Source organism: Halomonas sp. H10-59 (genome assembly GCF_040070555.1).
GTDB classification, from domain to species: Bacteria; Pseudomonadota; Gammaproteobacteria; order Pseudomonadales; family Halomonadaceae; genus Halomonas; species Halomonas litopenaei.
In genome coordinates, this window is sequence record NZ_CP098828.1 from 4,581,666 (window position 1) to 4,605,473 (window position 23,808).

Annotated in this window: 18 protein-coding genes; all 18 read right to left on the minus strand. The window is 67.2% G+C overall.

What is annotated here, in order from left to right; genetic code table 11:
- The 18 genes from NFG57_RS19965 to flgF all read right to left on the minus strand — a co-directional run bounded on the left by NFG57_RS19965 (window position 1) and on the right by flgF (window position 23,792).
- A complete protein-coding gene (locus NFG57_RS19965) occupies window positions 1–1,062 on the minus strand; it encodes a glycosyl hydrolase family 8 (RefSeq protein WP_348815036.1) in 1,062 nt (353 codons plus the stop codon).
- Window positions 1,034–1,531 carry a cellulose biosynthesis protein BcsD gene (bcsD, locus tag NFG57_RS19970; protein WP_045994300.1) on the minus strand — a complete coding sequence of 166 codons (498 nt, stop codon included), beginning with the start codon at window positions 1,529–1,531 and terminating at the stop codon, window positions 1,034–1,036. Before bcsD ends, NFG57_RS19965 begins: the two co-directional genes overlap by 29 nt.
- Window positions 1,524–5,438, minus strand: coding sequence for a cellulose synthase subunit BcsC-related outer membrane protein (locus NFG57_RS19975; protein ID WP_348815037.1), 3,915 nt, complete (start codon window positions 5,436–5,438; stop codon window positions 1,524–1,526). The genes bcsD and NFG57_RS19975 overlap by 8 nt, the downstream gene beginning before the upstream one ends.
- Window positions 5,435–10,045: a UDP-forming cellulose synthase catalytic subunit gene (gene bcsA / locus NFG57_RS19980; protein ID WP_348815038.1), complete on the minus strand. Its 4,611-nt coding sequence runs from the start codon at window positions 10,043–10,045 to the stop codon at window positions 5,435–5,437. Before bcsA ends, NFG57_RS19975 begins: the two co-directional genes overlap by 4 nt.
- Before the next feature lie 7 nt (window positions 10,046–10,052).
- The gene (gene bcsQ, locus NFG57_RS19985; RefSeq protein WP_045994298.1) at window positions 10,053–10,829 is read right to left on the minus strand and encodes a cellulose biosynthesis protein BcsQ; all 777 of its coding nucleotides are present in this window, start codon (window positions 10,827–10,829) and stop codon (window positions 10,053–10,055) included.
- Entirely contained in the window at window positions 10,826–11,368 is a 543-nt protein-coding gene (locus NFG57_RS19990; RefSeq protein ID WP_348815039.1) for a hypothetical protein, read from the minus strand. The genes bcsQ and NFG57_RS19990 overlap by 4 nt, the downstream gene beginning before the upstream one ends.
- A gap of 439 nt (window positions 11,369–11,807) precedes the next feature.
- Window positions 11,808–12,635 carry a 3'(2'),5'-bisphosphate nucleotidase CysQ gene (cysQ, locus tag NFG57_RS19995; protein WP_348815040.1) on the minus strand — a complete coding sequence of 276 codons (828 nt, stop codon included), beginning with the start codon at window positions 12,633–12,635 and terminating at the stop codon, window positions 11,808–11,810.
- Window positions 12,636–12,799: 164 nt separating this feature from the next.
- Window positions 12,800–14,107 carry an arsenic transporter gene (locus tag NFG57_RS20000; protein ID WP_348815041.1) on the minus strand — a complete coding sequence of 436 codons (1,308 nt, stop codon included), beginning with the start codon at window positions 14,105–14,107 and terminating at the stop codon, window positions 12,800–12,802.
- A 13-nt stretch (window positions 14,108–14,120) separates the two neighbouring features.
- On the minus strand, window positions 14,121–14,849 hold the full coding sequence (arsH, locus tag NFG57_RS20005) for an arsenical resistance protein ArsH (RefSeq protein WP_222516316.1): 729 nt from the start codon (window positions 14,847–14,849) through the stop codon (window positions 14,121–14,123).
- Complete coding sequence (gene arsC, locus NFG57_RS20010) at window positions 14,846–15,271, minus strand: arsenate reductase (glutaredoxin) (RefSeq protein ID WP_348815042.1); 426 nt, start codon at window positions 15,269–15,271, stop codon at window positions 14,846–14,848. Before arsC ends, arsH begins: the two co-directional genes overlap by 4 nt.
- 43 nt (window positions 15,272–15,314) lie before the next feature.
- On the minus strand, window positions 15,315–15,677 hold the full coding sequence (locus NFG57_RS20015; RefSeq protein ID WP_348815043.1) for a metalloregulator ArsR/SmtB family transcription factor: 363 nt from the start codon (window positions 15,675–15,677) through the stop codon (window positions 15,315–15,317).
- A gap of 197 nt (window positions 15,678–15,874) precedes the next feature.
- Entirely contained in the window at window positions 15,875–17,107 is a 1,233-nt protein-coding gene (flgL, locus tag NFG57_RS20020; protein WP_348815044.1) for a flagellar hook-associated protein FlgL, read from the minus strand.
- A 12-nt stretch (window positions 17,108–17,119) separates the two neighbouring features.
- On the minus strand, window positions 17,120–18,763 hold the full coding sequence (flgK, locus tag NFG57_RS20025) for a flagellar hook-associated protein FlgK (protein WP_348815045.1): 1,644 nt from the start codon (window positions 18,761–18,763) through the stop codon (window positions 17,120–17,122).
- Between the two features lie 237 nt (window positions 18,764–19,000).
- Window positions 19,001–20,101: a flagellar assembly peptidoglycan hydrolase FlgJ gene (gene flgJ, locus NFG57_RS20030; protein ID WP_348816207.1), complete on the minus strand. Its 1,101-nt coding sequence runs from the start codon at window positions 20,099–20,101 to the stop codon at window positions 19,001–19,003.
- Window positions 20,102–20,211: 110 nt separating this feature from the next.
- Complete coding sequence (locus tag NFG57_RS20035) at window positions 20,212–21,303, minus strand: flagellar basal body P-ring protein FlgI (protein WP_274601887.1); 1,092 nt, start codon at window positions 21,301–21,303, stop codon at window positions 20,212–20,214.
- 58 nt (window positions 21,304–21,361) lie between these two features.
- The gene (locus tag NFG57_RS20040) at window positions 21,362–22,084 is read right to left on the minus strand and encodes a flagellar basal body L-ring protein FlgH (protein ID WP_124804608.1); all 723 of its coding nucleotides are present in this window, start codon (window positions 22,082–22,084) and stop codon (window positions 21,362–21,364) included.
- A gap of 96 nt (window positions 22,085–22,180) precedes the next feature.
- The gene (gene flgG, locus NFG57_RS20045) at window positions 22,181–22,963 is read right to left on the minus strand and encodes a flagellar basal-body rod protein FlgG (RefSeq protein WP_045992588.1); all 783 of its coding nucleotides are present in this window, start codon (window positions 22,961–22,963) and stop codon (window positions 22,181–22,183) included.
- A gap of 73 nt (window positions 22,964–23,036) precedes the next feature.
- On the minus strand, window positions 23,037–23,792 hold the full coding sequence (gene flgF / locus NFG57_RS20050) for a flagellar basal-body rod protein FlgF (protein ID WP_045992587.1): 756 nt from the start codon (window positions 23,790–23,792) through the stop codon (window positions 23,037–23,039).
- Window positions 23,793–23,808 lie beyond the last annotated feature (16 nt).

A 23,808-nucleotide genomic window follows, 5' to 3' on the forward strand; every position in this document is an offset into this window, starting at 1 on the left:
CTAGTCAGGTGCAGGGGCGGACTCGCGCTGGGCCAGTCGCGCCAGCAGCAACAGCGAGGCCGAATAGTAGTCGTCGCCGGGGGCCAGGCCCGCAGGCATCGCCCGGCGGTCGCGGCCGGCCAGCGCACGAATCGCCAGCACCCCGCGGGAGGCGGCGTACTCCGCTCGGGCCTCGCTGTAGACGTCGATCCAGGCCGGTGGCGGCTGGCGAGCGGGGTCGTTCCACAAGGCCAGGATCGGCGAGACACCGGGACGATCGAGCTGGTCTGCCCAGGCAAGGTAGAGCGGGATGCGCACCGCATCAAAGCCGAAGCGGGGTGGCCAGCCCGGCGCCGGAGCCAGGCTGCCGTCGGCGTCAAGCCGCAGCCAGTCGGTGGGCAATCGATAGCGGCCGAAGCGGCCTTGCTCGAGCAACCTCAGGCCGTCTTCCACCAGCGTCTCCCAGCCGGCATCCGGCTCCGCCTGCGCAAAGTCGAGCAACGCCGGCATCACCCAGTAGGACAGGTTGAGGTCGACGTAATCCTCGCCACGAAACCCCTGCACCCCCGGCAGCAGCACCCGGTAGCCGCCGCGCTGCACTACCAGGTATTCGGCGATGGCCTCGCGGATCATCGCGGCCGCCTGGGCGTAGCGGGGTTCCTGCCAACGGCTGGCGGCGCGCTGCAGCGCCCAGGCGATCAGGATGTCGCCATCACTGGCATTGTTGGGGTCCGCCACCGGCGGCACGTTGGTGGGGTCGTAGCGCCAGGAAAACAGCGCCACATCGGTCCGCGCCAGATGCAGTCGGGTCCACTGCCACAGCCGATCGAAGGCCTCGCGATCGCCCTGGGCCTCCGCCAGCAGCATGCCGAAGCCCTGCCCCTCCGAGTGGCTAACGTCGCCGTTGCCGCTGTCGAGAATGCGACCGTCGGCGCTCATGAAGCGGCTCTTGTAACGCTCCCAGCTCTCGTCGGCCGGCGCCGCGAGGGCAAAGGTCAAGGAGGCCACGGCGACCAGCAACATCGCCGTCAATCGGCGCCAACACAGGCCGGCATCAGTGGCCGGCAACTTCTTCCCTTGCATAGACGAACTCCAGAGGTTTTCCCGCCTCTGCCGTCACCACCCGAAGGGGCACCGTGCTATCGCCCCCCTGGCGTTCCAGCCATACACCATAGGCCCCGGCCAGTAGCGCACTGGCGGCACGGGCGCCGCGGGCTCGCTCGGCCTCGCTGTGACCGGCAACGGGGTAGGCACCATGCTCGATGGTCAGCCGAGTTTCCCCGGCGGTCAATGACACCCAGCCCCAATCGCGCGCACGCCAAAGCTCGTTGAGGGTGCGCTCGAGCCCCTCCAGGGTCTGCTGGTCGGGCAGCGTCAGTTCACTGGCCATTCTGGCCCCGATATGGCGCAGAAAAGCGCCTGCATCCTGCTCGCCGCCGGAGACATACAGCTCTTCCAGCAGGAAGCGCAGCACATCGTTCCACTGTGACGCACAGTGGGTGCTGTCGAAGTACGCAAGCGAACGGCGCCGGGCCGCGTCAAGGTCACTCATCTGCTCCCCCAAGGGTGTAGTCCAGGTACAGCCATGCCGAGGTCTCGTCGTAGTCGCCGAAGGTGTCGTAGCCCAGGCGTCCGCCCACCTTCATGTCATTGGTCAGCTGGTAGGAGGCATCGCCTCCCAGGGTCAGGCCAAAGCCGCTTTCGCTGGAGGCGCTGTAGCGCGACTCCACCGCCGCGTCGGCATCGGCCAGGTCATCGAGCAACGCCTGGGATTCGCCGTCGGTGGGGAAGAAGTCCTCCGCCGCCTCGGAGTAGCTCTGGAAGCCCGGCGACACCCTGGCGGAATAGGACCAACGCCCACGCTGCTCGCTGAAGCTGACCGGGAAGGCCACGCTGATATGGTCCTGCGGGCTGAAGTAGCCCCCGTGCCCGAACGAGTAGCGACTCAGGTTGCGATCGAAGTCGAGGTAGTTGACGTGCACCCCGGCCTTGAGCTCGCGGTCACGCTCGTTGATCGGCCGCAGGTAAGCCCCCATGCCCGCCTCCAGCGAGTCGTTGTCGGCCACGTTGTCACCGGTGTAGCGATAGCCGCCCAGGCTGACGTAGGCACCACTGTCGCCATTGTCGAAGCTGTAGCCCAGCGCCCCCCCGGTCTTGACCACGCCGCCCCAATGCTCGCCGCTGACCGGATCACGGGTGCCGGCGTAGGACAACAGGCTATCCTTCACCGCGCGGCGTTCCGCGGTCAGGGTGAATTCCCCGGAATCGCCTACCTTCGGGTGCAGGCGCAGGCCCCCGACCAGTTGGGACTGGTCGAAGCCCAGCGGAGTGGTGCCGACGTCCACGTCCAGCAGATCGCTGCGAAAGCCCAGCGACAGACCCACCCCGGCGTCGCTCTGGGAATCCGCCGACACGTCCAGGCCGTCGCCCCCCACCTGCCCCAGCCGGGACAGGTAGTCGCCGGTGACCGCGGCGCTGACATCGTCATCACTTGCCAGCCCACCGATGGCCTCGACGATCGCCATGCGGCCGAAGCGGCGCTCGGCGTCGCCGGAGGGCGTACCGGCGGAACCGTAGGCCGGGGTCAGCGTCAGCTCAGCGCGGGAGCGACCAAAGACCGATGAAAAATCGCCGGAGGTGAAGGTGGTGGGCGTTTCCACCCGATCGAACTGACTCAGGCCTTCCTCGCCACTGCGCACCACCAGGGCAAGCCCGCCCTGTGCCTTGGGCGATACCGCGCGGCGCACCTCGGCCATCATCCGCTCGACCTCGTCGATCAGCGGCGAGGCCTGGGGAGCTGCCTCATCGGCCGAGGCCCCAGCTCCTGATCCAGCCCCTGATCCCGTCCCTGAGCCAGCGCCCGCGGACAACGAGCCGCCAGGCAGCCAGGCGGGTCGTCCGCCACCAGCGCCACCACTGGCGTTCTCGAAGGGGTTGTCGCCGGTGGTCGAGGCCAGCGCCAGCGACTGCTGCGGATCGGCGCGCAGCTCGCTGCGCGCCTCACGCAATAGCGCCAGGGCCTGGCGGTCCTGTCCCTGGGCCCGGGCCAGCCCCGCCCGCGACAGCAGCCAGCGAGGTCGATCCTGAGCGTTGGCCGGCGGCGCCACCAAAAGCCGCGACGCTCGCATGCTATCGCCCTGGGCCAGGGCCGCATCCGCGGCCCCCAGGCGAGCGTCATCGCTCTCGGGAAAACGGCTCAGCGTGTAGTCGTAGAGCTGCCCCGCCTGACGCTGGCGCCCCCCGTCCTGATACAGCCGCGCCATCGCCAGCAGTAGCGCCTGATCCTCGGGGCGCTCGCGCAGGGCGCTGGCCAGCACATCATAGGCGCTGGCCAGCTGGCCCTGCTGGCGCAGCCGGTCCGCCTGGGCGACACGGGCGCCGATCATCGCTTCGTCCAGCGCCGCACGCGCCGCCAGGCCAAAGTCGTCGCGCGCCTCGAGTCGCTGCACCAGCGCCTTGGCCTGGCGGTCGCGGCCGGCGCTCGCCAGCACCGCCACGTAGCCGGTGTAGGCTTCCACCGGCGCGTCCAGCTCGCCGGCGGTATCGGCCTCGACCAGCTCGAGGGCCCGGCTGGTCAGGCCCATCTGCTGATAGCGCTGGGCCACCTCGGCGCGGACTCCCGGATCGCTGGTGCTGGTCAGTACCTCATCGAGACGCTCCAGCGCCGAGGCGCGATCTCCCCGGTTCCAGGCCGCTTCGGCGGCCGCCAATGCCGACTGAGCCTCGGCCTGATCGGCCAGTCGCTGGATGTCCTCGTCGCGCAGCGCCAGCGGGATCGCCGCCAGATAGCGTCGGGCCTGGTCCCAGTCGCCCTGTTCACTGGCATACAGCGCCGCGGCCTGAAGCTGGGGCGCGCTGGCCTCGCTCAGGTTGAGCGGGCGAACCAGGTGACCAGCCTCGTCGACGCGCCCCTGGCGGTCCAGCAGCCGAGCCAGATCCAGACGTACCCAAGGATCCGCGGGTGCCAGCGCCAACGCTTCGCGAAGGGTCGCTTCCGCCTCGCTGGCGCTCTGACCGGCGGCCTGCTGCCGCAGCGCCTGGGCCCGGGCGGCGCCCAGGTCGCCAAGCTGGGCACGAGCGCTGGCCGGCAGACTGGCGGCCAGCGCCTCGGCCTCGGACCAGCGCTGCTGGCGTCGATAGACGTCGACCAGACCGAGCCGTGCCGAGGTGTCATTGCCCAGGCTGAGGTAACGTTGTTCGGCCTGATCGAGACGTCCCTGGCGCTTGAGCAGATCGGCCTGCAGCAAGGTCGCCGCCCGCGCCCCGTCGCCACCACCGCGGGTCAGCGGTGTCACCAGTTCGAGCGCACGATCCAGTCGTCCCGCCCTGGCCTGGGCCCGCGCCTCCCCCAGTCGAGCATAGAAGGCCGCGCTTTCGTAGGCGGCCTGCCATTGGTCGCGTCGCTCGGGTGCCAGCCGGATCGCCTGCTCCAGCGCGTCTCGCGCCTCGGCGAAACGTTGCTGGCGCAGCAGGGTCAGCCCCAGTCCGCCCTGGGCGTCGGCGTCGTCCGGGGTCTGCTCGAGCACCTGCTGGAACTGCGCCTCGGCCTGGTCCAGCCGCTGCTGCTCCAGGCTGTCGTACCCCTGAGCCCTGGCCTGGGCCGCCTCACGTTCCGGCGGCAGGGTCATCTTGTCGGCGAACAGCTCGGCGATCTGGCTATCCTCAGGGTGCGCCTGCTGATAGGCGGCATACAGATGTTCGTCTGCGGGGGTCGCCTCGAGCCACTCCAGCGCCTGACGCCAGGCGCGATCGGCGGCCGCATCGCCGGTCGCAGCGCGCTCGGCCAGGCGCTCGATACCCTGGCGACGCGTGGCTTCACGATAGCTCAGCACCTGGCCCAGCGCGGTGGCCAACGCCGGCTCGTCGGGATGTTCACGCGCCATCGCCGCCAGGCGGTCGCGAGCCTCGCTCCAGCCATTGTCGGTGCCGGCCAGGGTCAGGTAGACCTCCGGCGCCAGCCTCGGCGGAACCGCGTCGCCCTCGAGCACCGCCCGATAACTGGCCATGGCCTCGGCGTAGTCGCCCGCCGCCGCCTGGGAGCGGGCCTCGGCCAGCCGCTGGCCGTCGGCACGCCGCAGCTTCTGTTCCTGCGCCAGCGCCTCGACCCGGTCATCCTCCGGGGCCACCTCGGCCAACCGTGCCTGCCAGCGGCTGGCCTTCTCCATATCGCCATCGGTCAGCGCATATTCCGCCAGCAGGTAGAGGGCACGCCGGTTGCCCGGGTCGGCATCGAGCACCCGCTCGAGGGACTGTTCGGCCAGATCGGCGCGCTGCCGATCCCGCCAGAAGCGAGCCTGCTCGAACAGCGGCGCCAGGGCCTGATCGGTCCCCTGGGCCTGGGCCGGACTCTGGTCCTGCGCCAGCACCGGAAGGGAAGACAGCGTCAATGACAGCAGGGAGCACGACAGCAGTCCTGCCGCACCGGCGCGGCGAGCCTTGAACAAACGCAAGTGTTTCATCGGCGTGGCGCTCCCCTGGTGTTGTCACTCTGTCCCTTGCCGTCGGCCACCGGGGTGTCGACGCGGCCTCCAGGAGCGTCGGCCTGGTCTTCAGGAGCGTCGGCCTGGCCCCCCTGCAGGCGCCGTGCAGCACGGCGAGCCAGTCCCCGGTGGCAGACCAGCCCCAGCAGTGTCACCACCACCAGCAGCAGAACCGCCATGGCCACCAGGTTCTGGCCCAGCATCCAGCGCAACCTCATGTGCCAGGGCATCTCACCGACGCCCTGACGCGGCCCTGCGCGAAAGCTCTCGGCACTGCCCTCGACAGGAATCAGCGCCAGATCGCCATACACCGAGCGGCTTACCTCATCGTCGCCCAGTCGCGCCACCAGCGACGGCAGCGCCTCGGCGTCGTCGGCGACCGCCGCGACCACGAAGCGCGAACGGTTCAAGGGTGACGGCAGGCTGACCAGCCCCTGGGACACCTCGCTGTCCTGCAGCGCCTGGGCGGCCTCTCGCCACAGCGGCCGCCAGTCACCCAACAGCCAGTAGCGCCAGCGTTCCATCCAGGGCACCTCGGCCACCGTCAGACGCCCTTCGTCGGCCCGGTAAACGCCGGCGTCGAACAGCGACGTCTGCGCCAGGCTGGCGAGGTCGGCGACCACCAGCAGATCCTTATCGACCAGATCACCGGTGAGGGAAAGTCCTCGACGCACCTCGATGCCAAGGGCGGGATAACCGGTAGCGCCGGCGATACGGCCCACGCTGGTCAACAGCGCCGACAGCTCGCTCTCGTCGGGGGCCTCGGGCACCAGCGCCACGCTGGCGCCAAGATCCGCCTGACGCGAGAACGGAAACCCCGCGCTGACGAAGGACGACAGCGACGGCATGACGCTGAAGTGCTCTGCCCGCCGCAGGTCCAGCGTGGTGGTGGGCAGGATTCGGCTGATAGCGTCCTCACCCAGCCCGGGCGCGCAGTCGACCCCGTCTGCCACCGCCAGGTGAAAGTAGAACTGCAGGCGATTGTTGCCGTAGAGCAGGTCCCTGGGCAGCAGGACCTCGGCGCTCTGCTCCCGGCCGGCGCCTACCAGGCGTTGCCACAGCCGCTCCAGCGCCTTGCCCGACTCCACCGGCAAGGCCGCGAGATATTCGCCGTTGAGGCTGACATCGAGGCTCGAGGCGATGGGGTCGAGCCAGGGCTCGTCGGGAAAACGATAGTCGACCCTCAGCCGATAGTTCTGACCGGGCCACAGAAACAGATCCGGCGGCACCCTCAGGCTCAGGGCGTGCTCCCGGGCGGACAGCCCGCGTGCCACGAAGCCCTCGGGTTCGCCCAATGTGGCCAGGCTGGCCGGGGTTTCGACATCGACCCAGCGCGGCGCGTCATAGGGCTCGCGAGGGGCTGGCGGGCTCAGTCGTTCGTCATCCAGGCGCAGCCGTTCGCCGCTCAACGTCACCGGCGCTGCGCTATCGCGACTCTCCCCGAGTCCCGACAGCGCCAGGCCGCGGGCGGCCCGGGCCACCTCGACGTCACTGTTGCCCACCACCAGCAGCAGCTTGAACAGCGGGTTGCGCGGATTGGGACGCATCAACAGGGTCGGCCCCTCGACCTGCGGCAGGGTCAAGCCCGCCAGGCGCTGTCCCGAGCGCCCGATCACCACCGCGTTGTCCAGCGGCAGGCGATCGTAAAGTGCATCGACCTGTAGCTGCCCGGCCTCGGCGTAGCGTCCGAAGTGCGAGGCAATGATGGCCGCCCCGCGCAACTGGGCCTCAGACGCATCGCGGGCCATCACCATCGCCACCCGACTGACATCCGCCGTCGCGGCATCGATGAAGGGCCTCGGCAGGCGGGCCAGCTCGTCGGGGGTCGGCAGCCGCTGCAGGGTCAAGGCCAGCCTGGATTCGGGGGCGATCTCCACCCTGCCGACGGCCTGGTCATCACCGTGGCACTGCTGGGTCGCCTGCCCCAGCAGGCGAAACTCCAGGCGATTGAAGGGCAGGATCAGGGCCGAAGGGATATCCAGGCGCTGGGTCATGCCGCCGGCGTTGAACTGGTCAAGGTCGATGGTCTGAAGCGTCTCGCCGTTGAGCAGCACCCCGAGTTGGCTGCCGGCCGGCAGGTCACTGTGTGACAACGACAGCGACAGCGACGCAGCCACCGCCACCTCATCATCGCGCAGCGAGAATGCAGTGCCCGAAAGCCGGGTGTTCGGGGTCAGGCGCAAGGTCTCGTCAGCGGCCAGCAGCGGGATCGACAACTCGCGCCGGGTCGGTTGCAACGGCTGGCTGACACTGTCCAGATCCAGCCGGCCGTCCTCGCCGAAACGCAGCGGAGGCAACGTCTCGCCCGGTACCGAGGTGTCACCCGGCACGTCACCAAAACCGCCTGCCTCGTGCGTCACGCCGATCGTCGGCGCCGGGACCTGGGCCCAGACCCGGTGCGAGACCATCAATACCCCGAGCACGATGGTGGCCACCAGCATCACCGGCGCCAGCCAACCTCGGCTAAAGCGCCCCTGGGTCAGCCCCCGCACAGGGCTACGGAAGTGCAGCCCCTTCTGCTGCCACTGGTGGAAGAACAGTCCCACCACCGAGCGCACCACATGCCACAGTGACGCCAATGGCCGGTCCTGGGGGTGCGGTGCCTCGGGAATCCAGGCGTCGGCACGCCCCATGACCACCCGCACCAGTTCTCTGCGCTGACGCAGCGGCAACTCATCAAAACGAAAGCGCAGTGAGTCATCGGCACCGGAAGCATTGACCGAACACACGGGGAACATCAGCCCCCGTCGATTGAAGGTGATCTCCAGGCACTCCACCTCGCTGCCCAGGGCCGAGCGCTTGCCCTCCACCAGGGCGCCCCCCATGGACAGGTTGGCGGTCCAGCTCTGCACCGCATGGCCACTGGCCAGGTGCAACACCACCGGAAGACGCGCCTCGACCCGCACCGAGCGCCGCAGCTGGCGCGTTTCCCGCGCCACCGCGATGGCCGCCAGCAGCACCAGAATGCTGACGGAGGCCCACATCACGTTGAACAGCATGACGCTGGTCTGGACATCGAACAGATCATTCCAGAAGACCCGCACCAGCCCCCACACCACCGCCGCCACCAACAGGCCAAGCACGAACAGATGGGGACGCACCGCCTCACCGTCGAAGTAGCCCTCCTCCAGCAGTCCGCCCTTTTCGGTGACATTGAACTTGCCCCGACGCGGGCTGAGCAGAGTCACCAGGGTCGGCTTGAGCAAGTGAAAGGCCAGCACGCTTTCGTAGATCTCGCCCCAGAAGGAGTAGCGGAAGCGCCCCACCAGCCGCGAGTTGGTGTAGATCGCGTGAAACAGATGCGGCAAAGCGTAGACGGCGATCATCTGCGGCGACGAGGCAATGACGTGCAGATCAAACAACAGGTAGGCCAGGGGTGCGGTCAGGAACACCAGGCGAGGCATGGCGAACTGGAAATGCAGCATGGCGTTGAGGTAGCAAAGCCGCTGCGGCAGGCGCAGACCACGCCCCCACAACGGATTGTCCAGCCGGAAGATCTGGGTCATGCCCCTGGCCCAGCGGGCCCGCTGGCCGATGTGCAGAGACAGTCGCTCGGTGGCCAGGCCAGCGGCCAGGCGCACCCCCAGGAAGGCCGTGTTCCAGCCACGCCGCTGCAGCTTGAGGGCGGTATGGGCATCCTCGGTCACGGTTTCCACCGCGAAGCCGCCGATCTCTTCCAGCGCGCTACGCCGCATCAGTGCACAGGAACCACAGAAGAAGGCCGCATTCCAGTAGTCGTTGCCCTTCTGCACCGGCCCATAGAACAGCTCCCCTTCGTTGGGGATGTCCGCCCCGGCGACGAGGTTGCGCTCGAACGGATCCGGGGAATAGAAGTGGTGAGGCGTCTGCAGCAGTGCCAACCGCTCGTCGGCGACAAACTCCCCCACCGTGGCCTGCAGAAAGGCCCGGGTCGCCACATGGTCGCAGTCGAATACGCAGATCAGCTCGCCGTCTGTCAGCCCCATGGCGTGATTGAGGTTGCCCGCCTTGGCGTGGCTGTTGTCTTCCCGGGTGATGTAGCCGACGCCCACCGCCGCGGCGAAGGCGCCGAACTCGGGTCGCTTGCCATCGTCCAGCACATAGATACGCATGCGATCCGCCGGGTAATCGATGTTCTGGGCGGCCAGCACCGTGTCCCGCACCACCTCGAGACTCTCGTTATAGGTGGGGATGTAGATGTCCACCGTCGGCCAGCGCGTCGCATCCGGCGGCATCGGCCGGATCGCCCGCTCCAGCGGCCAGGCGATCTGGAAGTACCCCAGCACCAGGATCACCCAGGCGTAGCACTCGGCGGCCAGCAGACCGTAGCCGAACACCGCCTCGACCTGGGTATCGAACACCAGCGTCTCGCTCAGACGCCAATACAGGTAGCGGGTAGAGACCAGCACCGACAGCAGCATCATCGCCTGGCGTACCCAGCCACCACGAAGGCGAGCCAGCACCAGCAACGCCAGCATGCCGACACCGGCGAACACCAGCTGGCGCTCCAGGGTCAACGGCGTGGTGACAAGCAGGGCAGCCAAAGGCGCCCCCAGGATCAGCGCCAGCAGACGCGCGCCCAGTGACGCAGAGGAAGAGACGTTCATGGGCATCCTATAGCGCCGGGGCGACCACCCCATGGGACTGGAGTGAGGGGAGCAGACGACTGACGCTGCGGGCCAGGGTGTCGATATCGTGGGCCGCCGCCGAGGCTGGCGCGTAGTCGAAGATCGACTGCTCACAGGCCAGCGCCTCGGGAATCGCCTCGTCACGATGCACGTTGCCGAGCAACGGACTGCCCAGGCGATCCTGCAGGAAGTCGGCCACGTCGCTGGAAAGCCTGCGGCGTCGATCCACCTGATTGATGATGTAGTAGGGTCTGACACCAGGCCCCATGAAGTCGCCGCCTTCGATACGCGGCAACACCGACAGCGAGGCACTGTCGGCCAGCAGCACCGCCACCTGGATGGCATCGGCAGCGCCCATGGCGGTTAGGCTCGGCGACGGCCCAGGCGGTAGATCCGCCAGCACCACACAGCGTGGCTCGTTCAGCAGAGGCCCCAGACGCTGGGCCACCGCTTCGGGGTGCGCGCTGAGCCAGGACTCGAACGCCAGGCGCTGGGCGTCGCTGACCTCACCATAGGGCAACAGCTCGATACCGCTGGCACTGGGCACCAGCAGGCGTCGCCAGTCATCGATCTCCACGGCCTGGGCGACAAAACCTCGCCCCTCGCCGAATCCCAGCCCGAAGTGCAGTCGCAGAGCGTTCTGCACGTCGAAGTCGATGACCACCACCCGGTGCCCGAGACGCTTGAGGGCGTGAGCCAGATTGGCGGTCAGCGTTGTCTTGCCGACGCCGCCCTTGGGCGACGACAGGGAAACCAGATTCATTGAGAGATTCGTTTGAGCAGAGGTTTCAGCGGCGTTTCCTTGCCGGTAGCGGCCTCGGACGACGCCTTGTCCGAGGCACTGCGAAACAGATGGCCAAAGCGCCCGGCAGGCGGCACACGAGCCTCCCCCGGAGGCGAGGCCTCGCCCACGCTCAAGGCGTTGGTGGCAGGCGCCTGGTGCTCGACCCGCCGCCCAGCGGGTGGTTCGCTGCGCTCAGCGACGGCAGAGGGGGCGGGCCGGGCGGCAGGACCAGAGGCAGGCTCGGGGGCCGGGGCTGCGGGAAGCTTTTCCAGCGTCGCCCAGGCCTTCCCCTTGCGCGCAGGGGCCACCTCGGCTGCCGTTTGCAAGGGCTCTGGGCGAGCACCTGACTCGGCGCGTGACGGCCTGTCACCAGGATCGACGTCGTGGCCCGAGAGCTGGCCAAGCAGCCCCCAGCGTGGCTGCCCCGCCTCCTCATTGGTGCGACCAAACGCCTGGTAGCCTGCGGTATCGGAACCGGTCTTGCGCAGGAAATCCTGGATATCGTCCGAGGCACTCATCTTCCGTCTCCAACGGGCCAAGGCACGCATCTCCCATGCCTGGTCCGTCACGGCACCGGCAAGAGAGAATGCGGGAAAGATGCTTCGACCAACGAAGCACATGTCGACCAAAGAGGCATATTACTACCACTTTTGTGCCGCTACCGCAGCAAGCGATCTCTCAACGCGCCTTGCGACAATTGCCTGATTCCTCGCCACTTCTCAAGCAAAGCCACGCCAGAGCCTACCTTCAGGCGGGCCGACGGCCGCGCCTCCAGTAAGCAAAAACTCAGAAAAATGAGTGAGAAACCTATAGGGCCAGGACAGCCAGGGATAGCGTACCGCCAAGGGCCACAGCCCTCGGGACACCTGAAACCGCAGAAAGAAAACGATCGATGTGGCAAAAAAAGGCCGATCCGAGCCATGGCCCGAATCGGCATAATTTTCTAGAATTCAAGCGCTACTGTGCCAGGGCGGCAACCAATGCCTGCTCCCAGCGCGCGTCGCGCTGGCCACACACGACAAAGAACGGATTGAGCAGCGACTCACCACGATTGCAGCGCAGCGGCTCCAGGGTCCCTGCGTCCAGCACCTGTCCACCGGCGGCGGTGACCACCGCCTGGGCAGCGGCGGTGTCCCACTCGCAGGTCGGTGCCAGGCGCGGGTAGAGATCGGCCTTTCCCTCCGCCACCAGGCACAGCTTCAGCGAGCTACCCATCGAGGTGCACTCGGTGGCCGGCAAGCGTGCACAGAAAGCTTCGAAGGCCTCGGCACCGTGGCGGCGGCTACCCACCACCACCCAGGGGGACTCGGCGGGGTTCGGCAGTTCACGCGCATGGATCGGCTCGCGCGACTCGCCCTCGGATCGCCAGGCGCCATTGTCCTGTTCACCGAACCAGGTCACCCCCAGCACCGGCGCGTGGACCACCCCGAGCACCGGGACGCCATGCTCGATCAGCGCCACATTGAGGGTGAATTCACCGTTGCGATTGACGAACTCCTTGGTGCCATCCAGCGGGTCCACCAGCCAATAGCACGACCAGCCGAGACGTGTCTCGGTGGCGATCTCCCCGGATTCCTCGGACAGCACCGGCACCTCCGGCGTCAGTCGTCCCAGCAGCGCCACCAGGGCGTGGTGGGCGGCCAGATCGGCCTCGGTCAATGGGCTATCGTCGTCCTTGTGCTCGACCTCGAAGTCGCGCTGATAGATCTCGAGCACCAGTCGACCGGCCTCTTCCACGCCGGCAACCAGGGCATCCTTGTGTTCACTGCTCAGAGAAACGGGCACGCAAGACTCCTTGATATAAGGCCCGGTCGGGGTCGACACGACGGGCCGATACACAGTACCGGGAAGGCCAGGCCTTCCCGGAAATCGATGGTGCCAAGCTTAGCGTGAGTGGCGTATCGAGCGCAGCGCTGCAAGCGGATCGGCACGGGTCCGACGCCGCACCCTCAGGACGAGATCAGCGGCAGCCACAGCCATAGCGCCAGCAGTGCGGCCAGCAGCACCGGCGGGGTCAGCTTGAGCCCGACCTTCATGTACTGACCCCAGCTGATGTGGGTGCCCTTTTCCGCCAGCACGTGCAGCCACAGCAGGGTGGCCAGGCTACCGATGGGGGTGAACTTGGGCCCCAGGTCGTTACCGATGACGTTGGCGTAGATCATCAGCTCCCGGGTCAGGTCGCCGACCTGGGCCTGGTCGATGGCGAGTGCCCCCACCAGGGTGGAGGGCATGTTGTTCATGATCGAGGCCAGCAGCGCCGAGGCCACACCGGTACCCAGCGTCGCCACCAGGGTGCCCTGCTGGCCGAGCCAGGTCAGCAGGGCGCTGGCATCCTCGGTCAGCCAGGCGTTGCCGAGCCCGTAGACCACTAGGTACATGCCTACCGAGAACAGCACGATCTGCCAGGGCGCGCCCTTGAACACCCGCGACAGCGAGATCACCGTGCTGCCCCCGGCCTGGTGCCAGCGACCGGCCAGGGCGACCAGCACCAGCGCCGCGCTGCCGGTCACCAGCGCCACCGGCACGCCCAGCGGCGCGGTGACGAAGAACGCCACCAGCAACGTCGCCAGCACCGGGAAGGCGGCGCGGAACACCAGCGGGTCGCGGATGGCGTGGCTTGGCGCCTCTAGGCGTTCGACGTCGTACTGCTCGGGTATATCGCTGCGGAACATCCAGGTCAGCACCAGCAGGGTCGCCCCCAGCGAGACCAGGTCCACCGGCACCATCACCATGGCGTAGTGGTTGAACGAGATATCGAAGAAGTTCGCGCTGACGATATTGACCAGGTTGGAGATGATCAGCGGCAGGCTGGTGGAGTCGGCGACGAAGCCGGTGGCGATGATGAAGGCCAGCGACGACTGGGGCGAGAACTTCAGGCGCAGCAGGATCGCCATGACGATGGGGGTCAGCAGCAGCGCAGCCCCGTCATTGGCGAAGAAGGCCGCGATCACCGCCCCCAGCAGCACGATCAGCGGAAACAGGCGGCGTCCGTTGCCACCGCCCCAGCGCGCCACGTGCAGCGCCGCCCAGGAGAAGAACCCGGCCTCGTCGAGGATCAAGGAGATCAGGATCAGGGCGACAAAGGTGAAGGTCGCGTCCCACACGATGTCCCACACCACCAGCACATCGGGCAATTGCACCACCCCGACGGCCAGGGCCACCGCGGCGCCCCCCAGGGCGCTGGTACCGATACCTAGGCCCTTTGGCTGCCAGATCACCAGCACCAGGGTCACGACGAAGATGGCGAATGCCAGCATGGAAAACTCCCTGTCAGAGACTGTCCTGATTGACCCGCGAAGACACCTGCTCGGCGCTTTCGACCCGCTCGGAGTAACGCTGGGTCAGGTAACCGTCACGGCCACGGTTGAGCCAGGTGAACTTCATCAGCTCCTCGCACACGTCGACCACGCGCAGATACAGCGGGGACAAGCGCATCCGCCCCGCCTCATTGAATTCGTTGAAGGCCTTGGGCACCGACGATTGATTGGGGATGGTCAACATGCGCATCCAGCGCCCCAGCTGGCGCATCTGGTTCACCGTGTTGAAGCTCTGGCTGCCACCACACACCTGCATCAGCGCCAGGGTCTTGCCCTGGGTCGGGCGAACCCCGCCGAGTGACAGCGGAATCCAGTCGATCTGGGCCTTCATCACCGCCGTCATGGCGCCGTGGCGCTCGGGACTGACCCACAGCATGCCCTCGGCCCAGCTCGCCAGATCGCGCAGCTCGGCGACCTTGGGGTGGTCGGCCTCGGCGCCATCGGGCAGCGGCAGCCCCTGGGGCGAGAAGGTACGCACCTCGGCGCCGAAGGCCGCGAGCAAGCGCCCGGCCTCCTCGGCCAAGAGCCGCGAGTAGGAACGCTCGCGCAGCGAGCCGTACAGCACCAGGATGCGAGGCGCATGGCGTGGCGCGCTGGGCGGGGCCAGCTCGTCCACGGCGATAGGCCGCCACAGCTCCGGATCGATGTTGGGCAGGTCCTTGAGCAGGGTATCGGGGCTCATGTGCGGTTTGCCTCCAGCGTGACGGTCTCGCCGTCTTCCTTGGTGAAGCTGTCGCCCTCGATGGCCGACAGCGGCGCCTCGACCAGCGCCAGTACCCGCTCGGAGGGACGGCACAGCGCCGCGCCCCTGGTGGTCACCACGATGGGTCGGTTGATCAGGATGGGGTGAGCCATCATGGCGTCGATCAAGGCCTCGTCGTCGAGGCGGTCATCGCCGAGGCCCAGCTCGTCGTAGGGCGTGCCCTTCTGGCGCAGCAGTGCCCTGGGCGTGATGCCCATGGCCTCGATCAGCTCGCCCAGCCGCTCGCGGCTGGGCGGTGTCTTCAGGTATTCGATGACCTCGGGCGATTCGCCGGAGGCCTTGAGCATGGCCAGCACGTTGCGCGAGGTGCCGCAGGCCGGGTTGTGGTAGATCAATGTCATGGGGTCTCCGGGAGGCGCTCTTGGCTATCGAGGCTGTCGTGGCTCAGAAGGTCCTGGTGTCGTCACCGGTGGCGGGGCCCAGCAGGTCGGCCAGGGGGTTGCACACCTCGGGCCGGCTGGCGCAGCAGTCGCGCACCAGAAAGTCGAGGGTGGCCACCATGTGCGCCAGGTCCGCCCGATAGACGATGGAGCGGCTTTCCCGGCGCTGGCTGACCAGCCCCGCCCGGCTGAGCACGCCAAGGTGGGCCGACAGGGTGTTGTGGGGCACCTCCAGGCGGCGGGCCAGCTCGCCGGCAGGCAGGCCTTCGGGCTCGTGGCGCACCAGCAGGCGAAAGGCAGCGAGCCGGGTGGGCTGAGACAGCGCAGCGAAGGTGTCGAGGGTCGGTTGCAGATCGTCTTTGTCCATATGTCCGGAATTATGGACATATTGATGTGCGGGTCAAGTACTTCTTGATCCAGGGCATCTCGCTTGCCGTCATCCTGGCCAAGAACGACAAAGCGGCGACGTCCAGGGAAGGACGCGCCGCTTTTTGGTTGAGGGGGCTGTCACACGACAACGGTCGAGTCGTGCTACCTGCGCGCTATACCAGCGCTACATCGACCCTACATATAGTTGAACAGCGACAGGTCGCGGATGCCGATAAAGGCCTGCTGGGCGGCCTGCATGCCCACCTGACGCATGCTGTACTCGGAGATTGCCTGGTTGTAGTCCAGATCGACCAGATCCGACATGGTCTGGGCGTAGTTGAGCTCGCGGTTGCCGCTCACCGAGTCGATGACGTCGAGCTCGTTGAGCCGCGCGCCGACCGAGGCCCGCTTGGTCAACACGTTGTCGAGACTGGCGTCCAGCTCGCGCATGGCGCCGTTCAGGGTGTTATGCAGCGTCGCCTGCTTTGCGGGGGTGTCGGCCGGGGCTTCCAGCACCGCCAGCACCTTCTCGAAGGTGGTGAAGACGTTGGTGTTCATGGTGTCGGCGGGGCCGAAGGTCACGCTGTCATCGGTCGCAGGCGCGCCTTCAAGCTCCAGGCGCAGGCCACCCACCTCGACGCTGGTGCCTTCGGGGTCGTAGGGCTGATCTTCCAGGGCCGCACCGGCGCTGACCCAGGAGCCATCGTCTTGTTCGACCTTGACGCTGTAGGTGGGAGCGTCGTCGGTACCACCGAACTCCACCTGGTAACGCTTGCCGTAGCCGGCGTCGCTGTTGTCGACCACATCGGGGCCGGCGAAGGTCACACTGCCGCTGTTGTCACCCTGCTCGGCCACGTAGCCCGCACCGCTGGGCACGCTGGTGAAGATGTCGGCGCCGGTATCCCCCACCGACATCAGTCGCGAGGCGTCCACCTGCTGCTCGCGCACCTTGTCACCGCCCACGTACTCGATGCCGTTACCGCTGTCGGTGAAGGGCTCGGCGCCATCGGCGTAGCCACCGAACAGGTAGCGACCGTTGCCGTCGGTGGCGTTGGCCTGACCGATCAGCGTCTCGTAGACGCCGCGCAGTTCACTGGCGATGGACTGCCGGTCGGCATCGCTCAGGGTGTCGTTGGAGGCCTGGATCACCAGCGCCTTGGCGCTGGCCAGGGCGTCGCTTGCGCTGTTGAGCACGCTTTCTTCCTGGGACAGGGCGTTGCGCGCGCTGACCCGGGCATCGGTGTACTGCTGGGTCACCGCCTGGGCCTGGCTGACCGCCACCGCCCGGGACGCCGCCTGGGGGTCGTCGGAGGGATTGACCACCCGCTTGCCGCTGGCGAGCTGCTGGCTCAGGTGAAGAAACTCGGACTGCTGACGGTTGAGCGAGCTGACGCTCTGGTCGTACATGGTGACGGTGCTGATACGCATGCTCTGCTCTCCTTAGCCGCGCAGTCCGAGGATGGTGTCGACCACCGAGGTGGCGGTGTCGATGACCTTGGCGTTGGCCTGGTAGTACTGCTGATAGCGGATCAGGTTGGCCGCTTCCTCATCCAGGTTGACCCCGGACTCGGACAGCTTCACCGCGCTCAACTGCTCGGTCAGCCCCTGCTGGGCCGCCAGATTGACCTGCACCACGTTGGTACGGTTACCCACGTCTCCGACCAGCGAGGCGTAGGCCTGGCTCAGGGTGGCACTGCCGCCCACGCTCATCTCGTCCTGCAGCCCCTGCAGGGCCAGGGCGTTCTCGTTGTCGCCGCTAGCGCCGGTTTCCCCGGCGGCGGCGATCTTGTCGGGATCGCTGATGGCGGTATCGAAGCCACCCGCGGCGCGGCGCACCGGCTGCACCTCGAAGCGATCGCCGTCGGCCAGGGCGCTGGGGTCATCGATGCCGAGCGTCACGCCGCCAAAGGTCAGGGTGTTCTCGGTGGCGTCGAAGCTCGCGTCCACCGCCTCGCCGGTGTCCTTGCGGGTGACCTCGAAGGTCGGCGGCGAGGCCGAAGCGTCGCTGACCTTGACCTCGTAGTCGGCCGCCTCGAGGTCTTCGATCTTGTCGATGTTGAAGCTCGCGGTGACCGTGGCGCCGCCGCTGTTGGCGTCGTTGGCAAAGACCCGCGGTTCGCCGATGTCGAACATGTCGCCACCGCTATTGCCATCCAGATCGTAGCCATCGGCGTGCTGTTTATTGAAGGCCACCGCCATGGACACCGCCAGCTGGCCGATCTGGTTCTGGGTGCGATCCAGGGTCTCGGAGCGGAACTGGATCAGCCCGCCGAGCGAGCCGCCCTGCAGGCTGGCCTCATCGAGTCGCTGCAGGCCGCCGCCGGGGTCCTGGTAGCCCACCACCACCCGCTGGGGATCGCTGGCCGAGGCCACCGCTTTCAACTGGTAGGACTCGGTGCCGGCCACCAGCGGCTGTCCGCCGGGCAGGCTGACCCGATAGGAGGAACCGTCCTGCACCGTCAATTCCACCCCGATACGCTCGCTCATCTCGGTGACCAGCTGGTCACGCTGGTTGAGCAGCGCGTTGGGGGCCTCGCCGGTCTTGGCCTTGGCCAGGGAAATCTCGCGGTTGAGCGAGGCCAGCTGCTCGCTCTGGTTGTTGATCTGGGTGATCTCGTCGCGGATCTGGCTGTTGATACCGTCCTGCATGTCCTGCAGGTAGCTGTCGAAGGCGCGGAACTGGGCGCTCAGGGTGTCCGCCGCGCCCAGCACGCCCTGACGGGCGGCAGGGTCCGAGGGGGCCGAGGCCAGGTCTTCCAACGACGAGAAGAAGTTCTGCATCAGCGGTGCCAGACCGGCGTCCTGATCGGCCAGCAGGCTGTCGATCTGGTTGATCTGGGTCTGGTAGGCGTCCAGCGCCGAGCTTGAGCTCACCGCACCATTGAGCTGGTCGGCCACGTACTGGTTGAACTGACGCTCGATGTCGTTGACCTGGACGCCCTGGGTCCCGCCGCTGCCCTCGCCCAGCACCGTGATCTCGCGGTTGTAGCCCGGTGTATAGACGTTGCTGATGTTGTTGCTGGTGGTGGTCAGGGCGTTCTGGGCGGCATTCAGGCCGCTCAAGCCGATGGAGAACATGCTCATGGTGGAATTCCTTTCGCCGATAGCCTGTTTATCGGCCGAATGGCCGCTGGCTTGAGAGCCTCGGTGCCGCAAAAACCATTAATTTTCCGGGCGACTAGGCGCTGTCCGAAAAGTCGACGAGCGAAGGTTAGACAAGGCAAAAATCGGTGAGAAAGCGCAGTTTACGGGGTGTGAATGAGCATTTTGATCCGATTTTTAACGCCGTATTACCGAGCGCAGGCACTTTTCAGACAAGCCCTAGAAGACCTGGGTGGGGTTGGCGCTTATATCCGCCCTGGCCAGCCAGTCGCTGCCACGCTCACCCGCGGTGGCACCCGCATCCACCTTCTTGGCGGCTTCTGCTGGCGATGCGCCGACATTCGCGGGTCGAGCCTCGCCGGCCGCCACGCGGGTGGCGCCTGCGCCGTCATCGATCGGGCCGAAGGTGTGCATCACCGCGATCAGCTTGGCGGCGTAGGCCGGGTCGGTGGCGTAGCCGCCCCGCTGCAGCGCGTGGGCCGCGGCCTCGGCGTCCGGCGCGGTGGTGACCTCGGCGTAGCGGGAGTTGTTGCTGATCAGCCTGGCGTAGTCGGTGAAGGCTTCCTCGAACGAGCCGTAGACCCGGAAGTCATCGCGAATACGCTGGCGCTGGCCGTCTTCCACCTCATGGGTGGTAATACGGGTGGTGGGGCCGTCCCAACTGCTGCCGGCCTTGATGCCGAACAGGTTGTGACTGTTGTTACCGTCGGCGGTGGCGATCTCGTGGCGGCCCCAGCCGGTCTCCAGTGCCGCCTGGGCCAGGATCAATTCCGCCGGCACGCCGGAGGCGCGGCTGGCGGCCTGGGCCGGGGCGGCCAGCTTGTCGAGGAAGGCCTGGACGTGCGCCGGGGTGTCGCGGGCCTCGCGCCCGCTGATGCGCTCCTCGGCTTGGGCGGTGGTCATGCCCTGGCTGACGGCGCCCAGCTCGTCGAGGAAGTTGGTCGGCGCCTCGACCTCGCTGTCTGCCGGCGCGTCCGCTCTCAGGGCGTTGGACAGCGGACGCGGCGTGCCACGGGGAATCCCCGCGATCAGTGCCTCGACATCCTTGGCCTGGCTGGCCTCGGGGCCACGTAGCTGGGCCATGAGCTGGTCGGCCAGGCCGATGCCGCGGCTGGCCATGGTCTGGGACCACTGCTGGTCGAGCAGCGTCTGGTAGAACTGGGTCTGCTTCGAGTCGGTCAGGCCAGAAGACGGCACGGCGTCGCGCATGCTCTTCATCATCATGTTGATGAACATCGCCTCGAACTGGCGCGCCGCCTCCGCCGCCGCCGCCGGGTCCTGCTGGCGGGCGCTGGTCTTGAGTCGCGCCAGCCCCTGCATGTCCAAGGCGAAGCCGGCCTGGCCGACGCTGCCGGTGGCCCGGCTGGCGCCGGACAGGGCAGCACCCGAGAGTCCTGTTGTGGACCCAGATGAAAGATCCGAGATAGCCATCAGATGATCTCCAGCTCGGCTCTGAGCGATCCCGCGGCCTTGAGCGCCTCGAGGATCGACATCAGGTCGTTGGGGGTCGCGCCGAGGGCGTTGAGGGCGTCCACCACGTCGAGCAGATTGGCGCCTTCGACCACCTGCAGGGTGCCCTGACCCTCGTCGATGGTGATATCGGAGTCCGGTACCACCGTGGTCTCGCCGCCACGGCTGAAGGGCGCCGGCTGGCTGACGCCGAAGGCGGTGTCGATGACGATGGACAGGTTGCCGTGAGCCACGGCGGCGCGCTTTAGCGTCACGCTGCCGTTGAGCACGATGGAGCCGGTGCGCGAATTCAGCACCACCTTGGCCCGGGCCGGCATCGGGGTGACGTCGACGTTCTCGACACGGGCCATGAAGTTGACCCGGGAGTTGGCGTTGGTCGGCCCGTTCAGGGCGATGACCCCGCCGTTTCTGGCCGAGGCCACCGGGTAGTCGAAGGTGTCGTTGATCGCACGGACCACGCGCTCGGCGGTACCGAAGTCGGCCTGGTTGAGCTGCAGTTCCAGCACGCCGTCACGGCTGCCCAGCGCCAGCGGCACCGTCTGCTCGACCATGGCGCCACCGGCGATGCGCCCGGCCGCCTGGTGGCTGATCTGCACGCTGGAGCCGGCGGACTCAGCGCCGGCGCCGTTGATCAACAGGTTGCCCTGGGCCAGGGCGTAGACGTCGCCATCGGCGCCCTTCAATGGCGTCATCAACAGGGTACCGCCGCGCAGGCTGCGGGCATTACCGATGGAAGACACCACCACGTCGAGGCGCTGGCCGGGCTGGGCGAACGGAGGAAGGTCCGCGGTGACCATCACCGCCGCCACGTTGCGCAACTGCATGTTGGTGCCCGGCGGCACGGTGATGCCGAGCTGGGACAGCATGTTGTTGAGGCTCTGGCCGGTGAACGGCGCCTGCATGGTCTGGTCACCGGAGCCGTCCAGGCCCACCACCAGGCCGTAGCCCACCAGCTGGTTGTCGCGCACCCCGGCGAAGCTGGCCAGGTCGCGGACCTTCTCGGCGCGAGCCAGGTGGGAGAAGGCCGACAGCGCGATCAGCAACACCAGCATCAGGCTGCCGAGGGTCAGGGTGGGGCGACGGGAGACAGGGTTTCTCATCATGCTCGGCCTAGAAGGGGGAAACGTTCAGGAAGAACCGCTGCATCCAGCCCATGTGCTGCGCCTCGTTGATGTAGCCGTTGCCCACGTACTCGATGCGCGCATCGGCCACCGCCGTGGACGGCACGGTGTTCTGGGTGGTGATGAAACGCGGATTGACCACCCCGCCGAAGCGGATGAACTCGGTGCCCTGGTTGATCGCGATCTGCTTCTCGCCGCGCACCCTGAGGTTGCCGTTGTTCATCACCTCGATCACCGAGACGGTAATGGTGCCGGTAAAGGAGTTATTGGCCTCGGAGCCACCGCCGCCCTCGAAATCTGTATCGCCGTCGATCTCGAAGCCGTAGTCCATCAGTTCCTCCAGGCCTTCCGGCACCTGGGAGAAGGTCAGGCTGGAGCCGCCGTCACGGTCGGCGTTGGAGCGGGAGTTCTTGCTGGCGCTGACCTCTTCGTCCAGCACGATGGTCAGGATGTCGCCGACGCTGCGCGGACGACGATCCTCGAACAGCGGCTGGTAGCCCCGGGCCTTCTGGAAGATCGAACCATTGGCCACCGGCAGCGGCCGATCGGGGATCTCGATCTGCTCCTGCTCGCCCACCACCGAGGCGTGGGGAATCTGGGCGCAGCCGGCAAGCGTCAGCAGCACCAGGGCCAGCGTCAGCGTCGCCAGGCGCAGAACAGCATGAGCCCCACCGTGTGGCGCGCCAGATGATGAGGTCGTGTCAGGGTGCATGGCCGTCTCCAGTGCCACCGCAGAATTTATTATCAGAGTCGTGACTAGGCGCTATCCGAAAAGGGTCGATGAGCGCAGGCACTTTTCAGACAAGCCCTAGAGTTGTGCCAGGCGTGCCAGCATCTCATCACTGGTCTGCACCGCCTTGGAGTTGATCTCGTAGGCGCGCTGGGTCTGGATCATGCTGACCATCTCCTCCACCACGTTGACGTTGGAGGTCTCCACATAGCCCTGGAGCAGGCGGCCGGCACCGTTCATGCCCGGCATCAGTTCGTTGCGCGGCCCGGACGAGCTGGTCTCGAGGTACAGGTTGCCGCCGATGGACTGAAGGCCGGTGGCGTTGACGAAGGTGGAAATGGTGATCTGGCCCACCTCGTCGGACTCGCTGGTACCGGGCTGGGTCACCGAGACCACGCCGTCCTCGCCGATGTCCACCGACAGGGCGTTGTCGGGGATGATGATGGCCGGCTCCAGCGGGTAGCCGTTGGCGGTGACCATCTGGCCGTTCTCGTCGAGCTGGAAGCTGCCGTCACGGGTGAAGGCGGTGGTACCGTCGGGCATCAGCACCTGGAAGAAGCCCTTGCCGTTGATCGCCAGATCACGCGAGTTCTCGGTGGCCTCGAGCCCACCCTGGGTGTGCAGGCGCTCGGTGGCCACCGGACGCACGCCGGAACCGATCTGCATGCCCGAGGGCAGGCGGTCCTGGACGTTGTTCTGGGCGCCGGGCTGGCGCATGTTCTGGTACAGAAGGTCCTCGAACACCGCCCGGGACTGTTTGAAGCCGTTGGTCGAGACGTTGGCCAGGTTGTTGGAAATCACGTCCAGCTGGACCTGCTGGGATTCGAGTCCGGTCTTGGCCGTCCACAGCGACTTGATCATCGTTCTTCTCTCCCTCGGTCAGGAGGCTCCCCTGACCGCTCAATAATTCGGCCCTGGCCGTCGGTTGAAGGGGTCAGCCGTTCAACGACAGCAGGCTGTTGGCCTTCTGGGCATTCTCGTCGGCGGTGCTGATCATCTTGGTCTGCAGCTCGTAGCGCCGCGCCACATCGATCATCGCCACCATGGACTCCACCGGATTGACGTTGCTGCCCTCCAGCGCCCCGCTGACCACCCGTACCTGGTCGGAGGCCGCCAGGGCGGCAGGCTCGCCATTCTCTCCGATGGAGCGAAACAGACCGTCGCCGCCACGGGTCAGCTCGCCGGGCTGCGGCTCGACCAGCTTGAGCCGGCCGATCTCGGCCAGGGCGTCGGGGTCCTGGCCCATGCCGATGGCGCTGATGGTGCCGTCGGCGCCGAGGAACAGCTCGGCCTCCAGCGGCACCTGGATCGGTCCGCCCTCGCCGATCACCGGGCGCCCAACCGAGGTCAGCAGGCCGTTGCCGTCCACCTGCAGGTCGCCGCGACGGGTATAGGCCTCGCTGCCGTCGTCGCTTTCCACCGCGAAGAAGCCGTCACCGTCGATGGCCACGTCCAGGGTGCGACCGGTACGGGTGATGGCTCCGGGGGAAAAGTCCGCTCCCGGGGTCGAGGCGGCGGTGGACACCCGGGTGTCGAGACGCGCCTCGCCCTCGACCGGCACCGCGCGCATGGCGTGAAGCTGGGCGCGAAAGCCCGTGGTCGAGGCGTTGGCCAGGTTGTGGCTGACCACCGACTGCTGCTCCATGGTCTGGCGTGCGCCGCTCATGGCGGTATAGAGCATGCGATCCATCTACGACTCCCCTGGA

Coding starts and splice junctions, on each gene's coding strand:
- arsC (WP_348815042.1), bottom strand. CDS start 15,271: ATGACATTGATCTACCACAACCCGGCCTGCGGCACCTCGCGCAACGTG.
- NFG57_RS20015 (WP_348815043.1), bottom strand. CDS start 15,677: ATGGACAAAGACGATCTGCAACCGACCCTCGACACCTTCGCTGCGCTG.
- NFG57_RS19975 (WP_348815037.1), bottom strand. CDS start 5,438: ATGAAACACTTGCGTTTGTTCAAGGCTCGCCGCGCCGGTGCGGCAGGA.
- flgL (WP_348815044.1), bottom strand. CDS start 17,107: ATGCGTATCAGCACCGTCACCATGTACGACCAGAGCGTCAGCTCGCTC.
- flgG (WP_045992588.1), bottom strand. CDS start 22,963: ATGATCAAGTCGCTGTGGACGGCCAAGACCGGACTCGAATCCCAGCAG.
- NFG57_RS20040 (WP_124804608.1), bottom strand. CDS start 22,084: ATGCACCCTGACACGACCTCATCATCTGGCGCGCCACACGGTGGGGCT.
- NFG57_RS19990 (WP_348815039.1), bottom strand. CDS start 11,368: ATGAGTGCCTCGGACGATATCCAGGATTTCCTGCGCAAGACCGGTTCC.
- arsH (WP_222516316.1), bottom strand. CDS start 14,849: ATGAGCCCCGATACCCTGCTCAAGGACCTGCCCAACATCGATCCGGAG.
- NFG57_RS20000 (WP_348815041.1), bottom strand. CDS start 14,107: ATGCTGGCATTCGCCATCTTCGTCGTGACCCTGGTGCTGGTGATCTGG.
- NFG57_RS19965 (WP_348815036.1), bottom strand. CDS start 1,062: ATGCAAGGGAAGAAGTTGCCGGCCACTGATGCCGGCCTGTGTTGGCGC.
- bcsQ (WP_045994298.1), bottom strand. CDS start 10,829: ATGAATCTGGTTTCCCTGTCGTCGCCCAAGGGCGGCGTCGGCAAGACA.
- flgJ (WP_348816207.1), bottom strand. CDS start 20,101: ATGCAGGGGCTGGCGCGACTCAAGACCAGCGCCCGCCAGCAGGACCCG.
- bcsD (WP_045994300.1), bottom strand. CDS start 1,531: ATGAGTGACCTTGACGCGGCCCGGCGCCGTTCGCTTGCGTACTTCGAC.
- flgK (WP_348815045.1), bottom strand. CDS start 18,763: ATGAGCATGTTCTCCATCGGCTTGAGCGGCCTGAATGCCGCCCAGAAC.
- bcsA (WP_348815038.1), bottom strand. CDS start 10,045: ATGAACGTCTCTTCCTCTGCGTCACTGGGCGCGCGTCTGCTGGCGCTG.
- NFG57_RS20035 (WP_274601887.1), bottom strand. CDS start 21,303: ATGCTGGTGTTGCTGATCGCGCTGTCGGCCTTCTCCCACCTGGCTCGC.
- flgF (WP_045992587.1), bottom strand. CDS start 23,792: ATGGATCGCATGCTCTATACCGCCATGAGCGGCGCACGCCAGACCATG.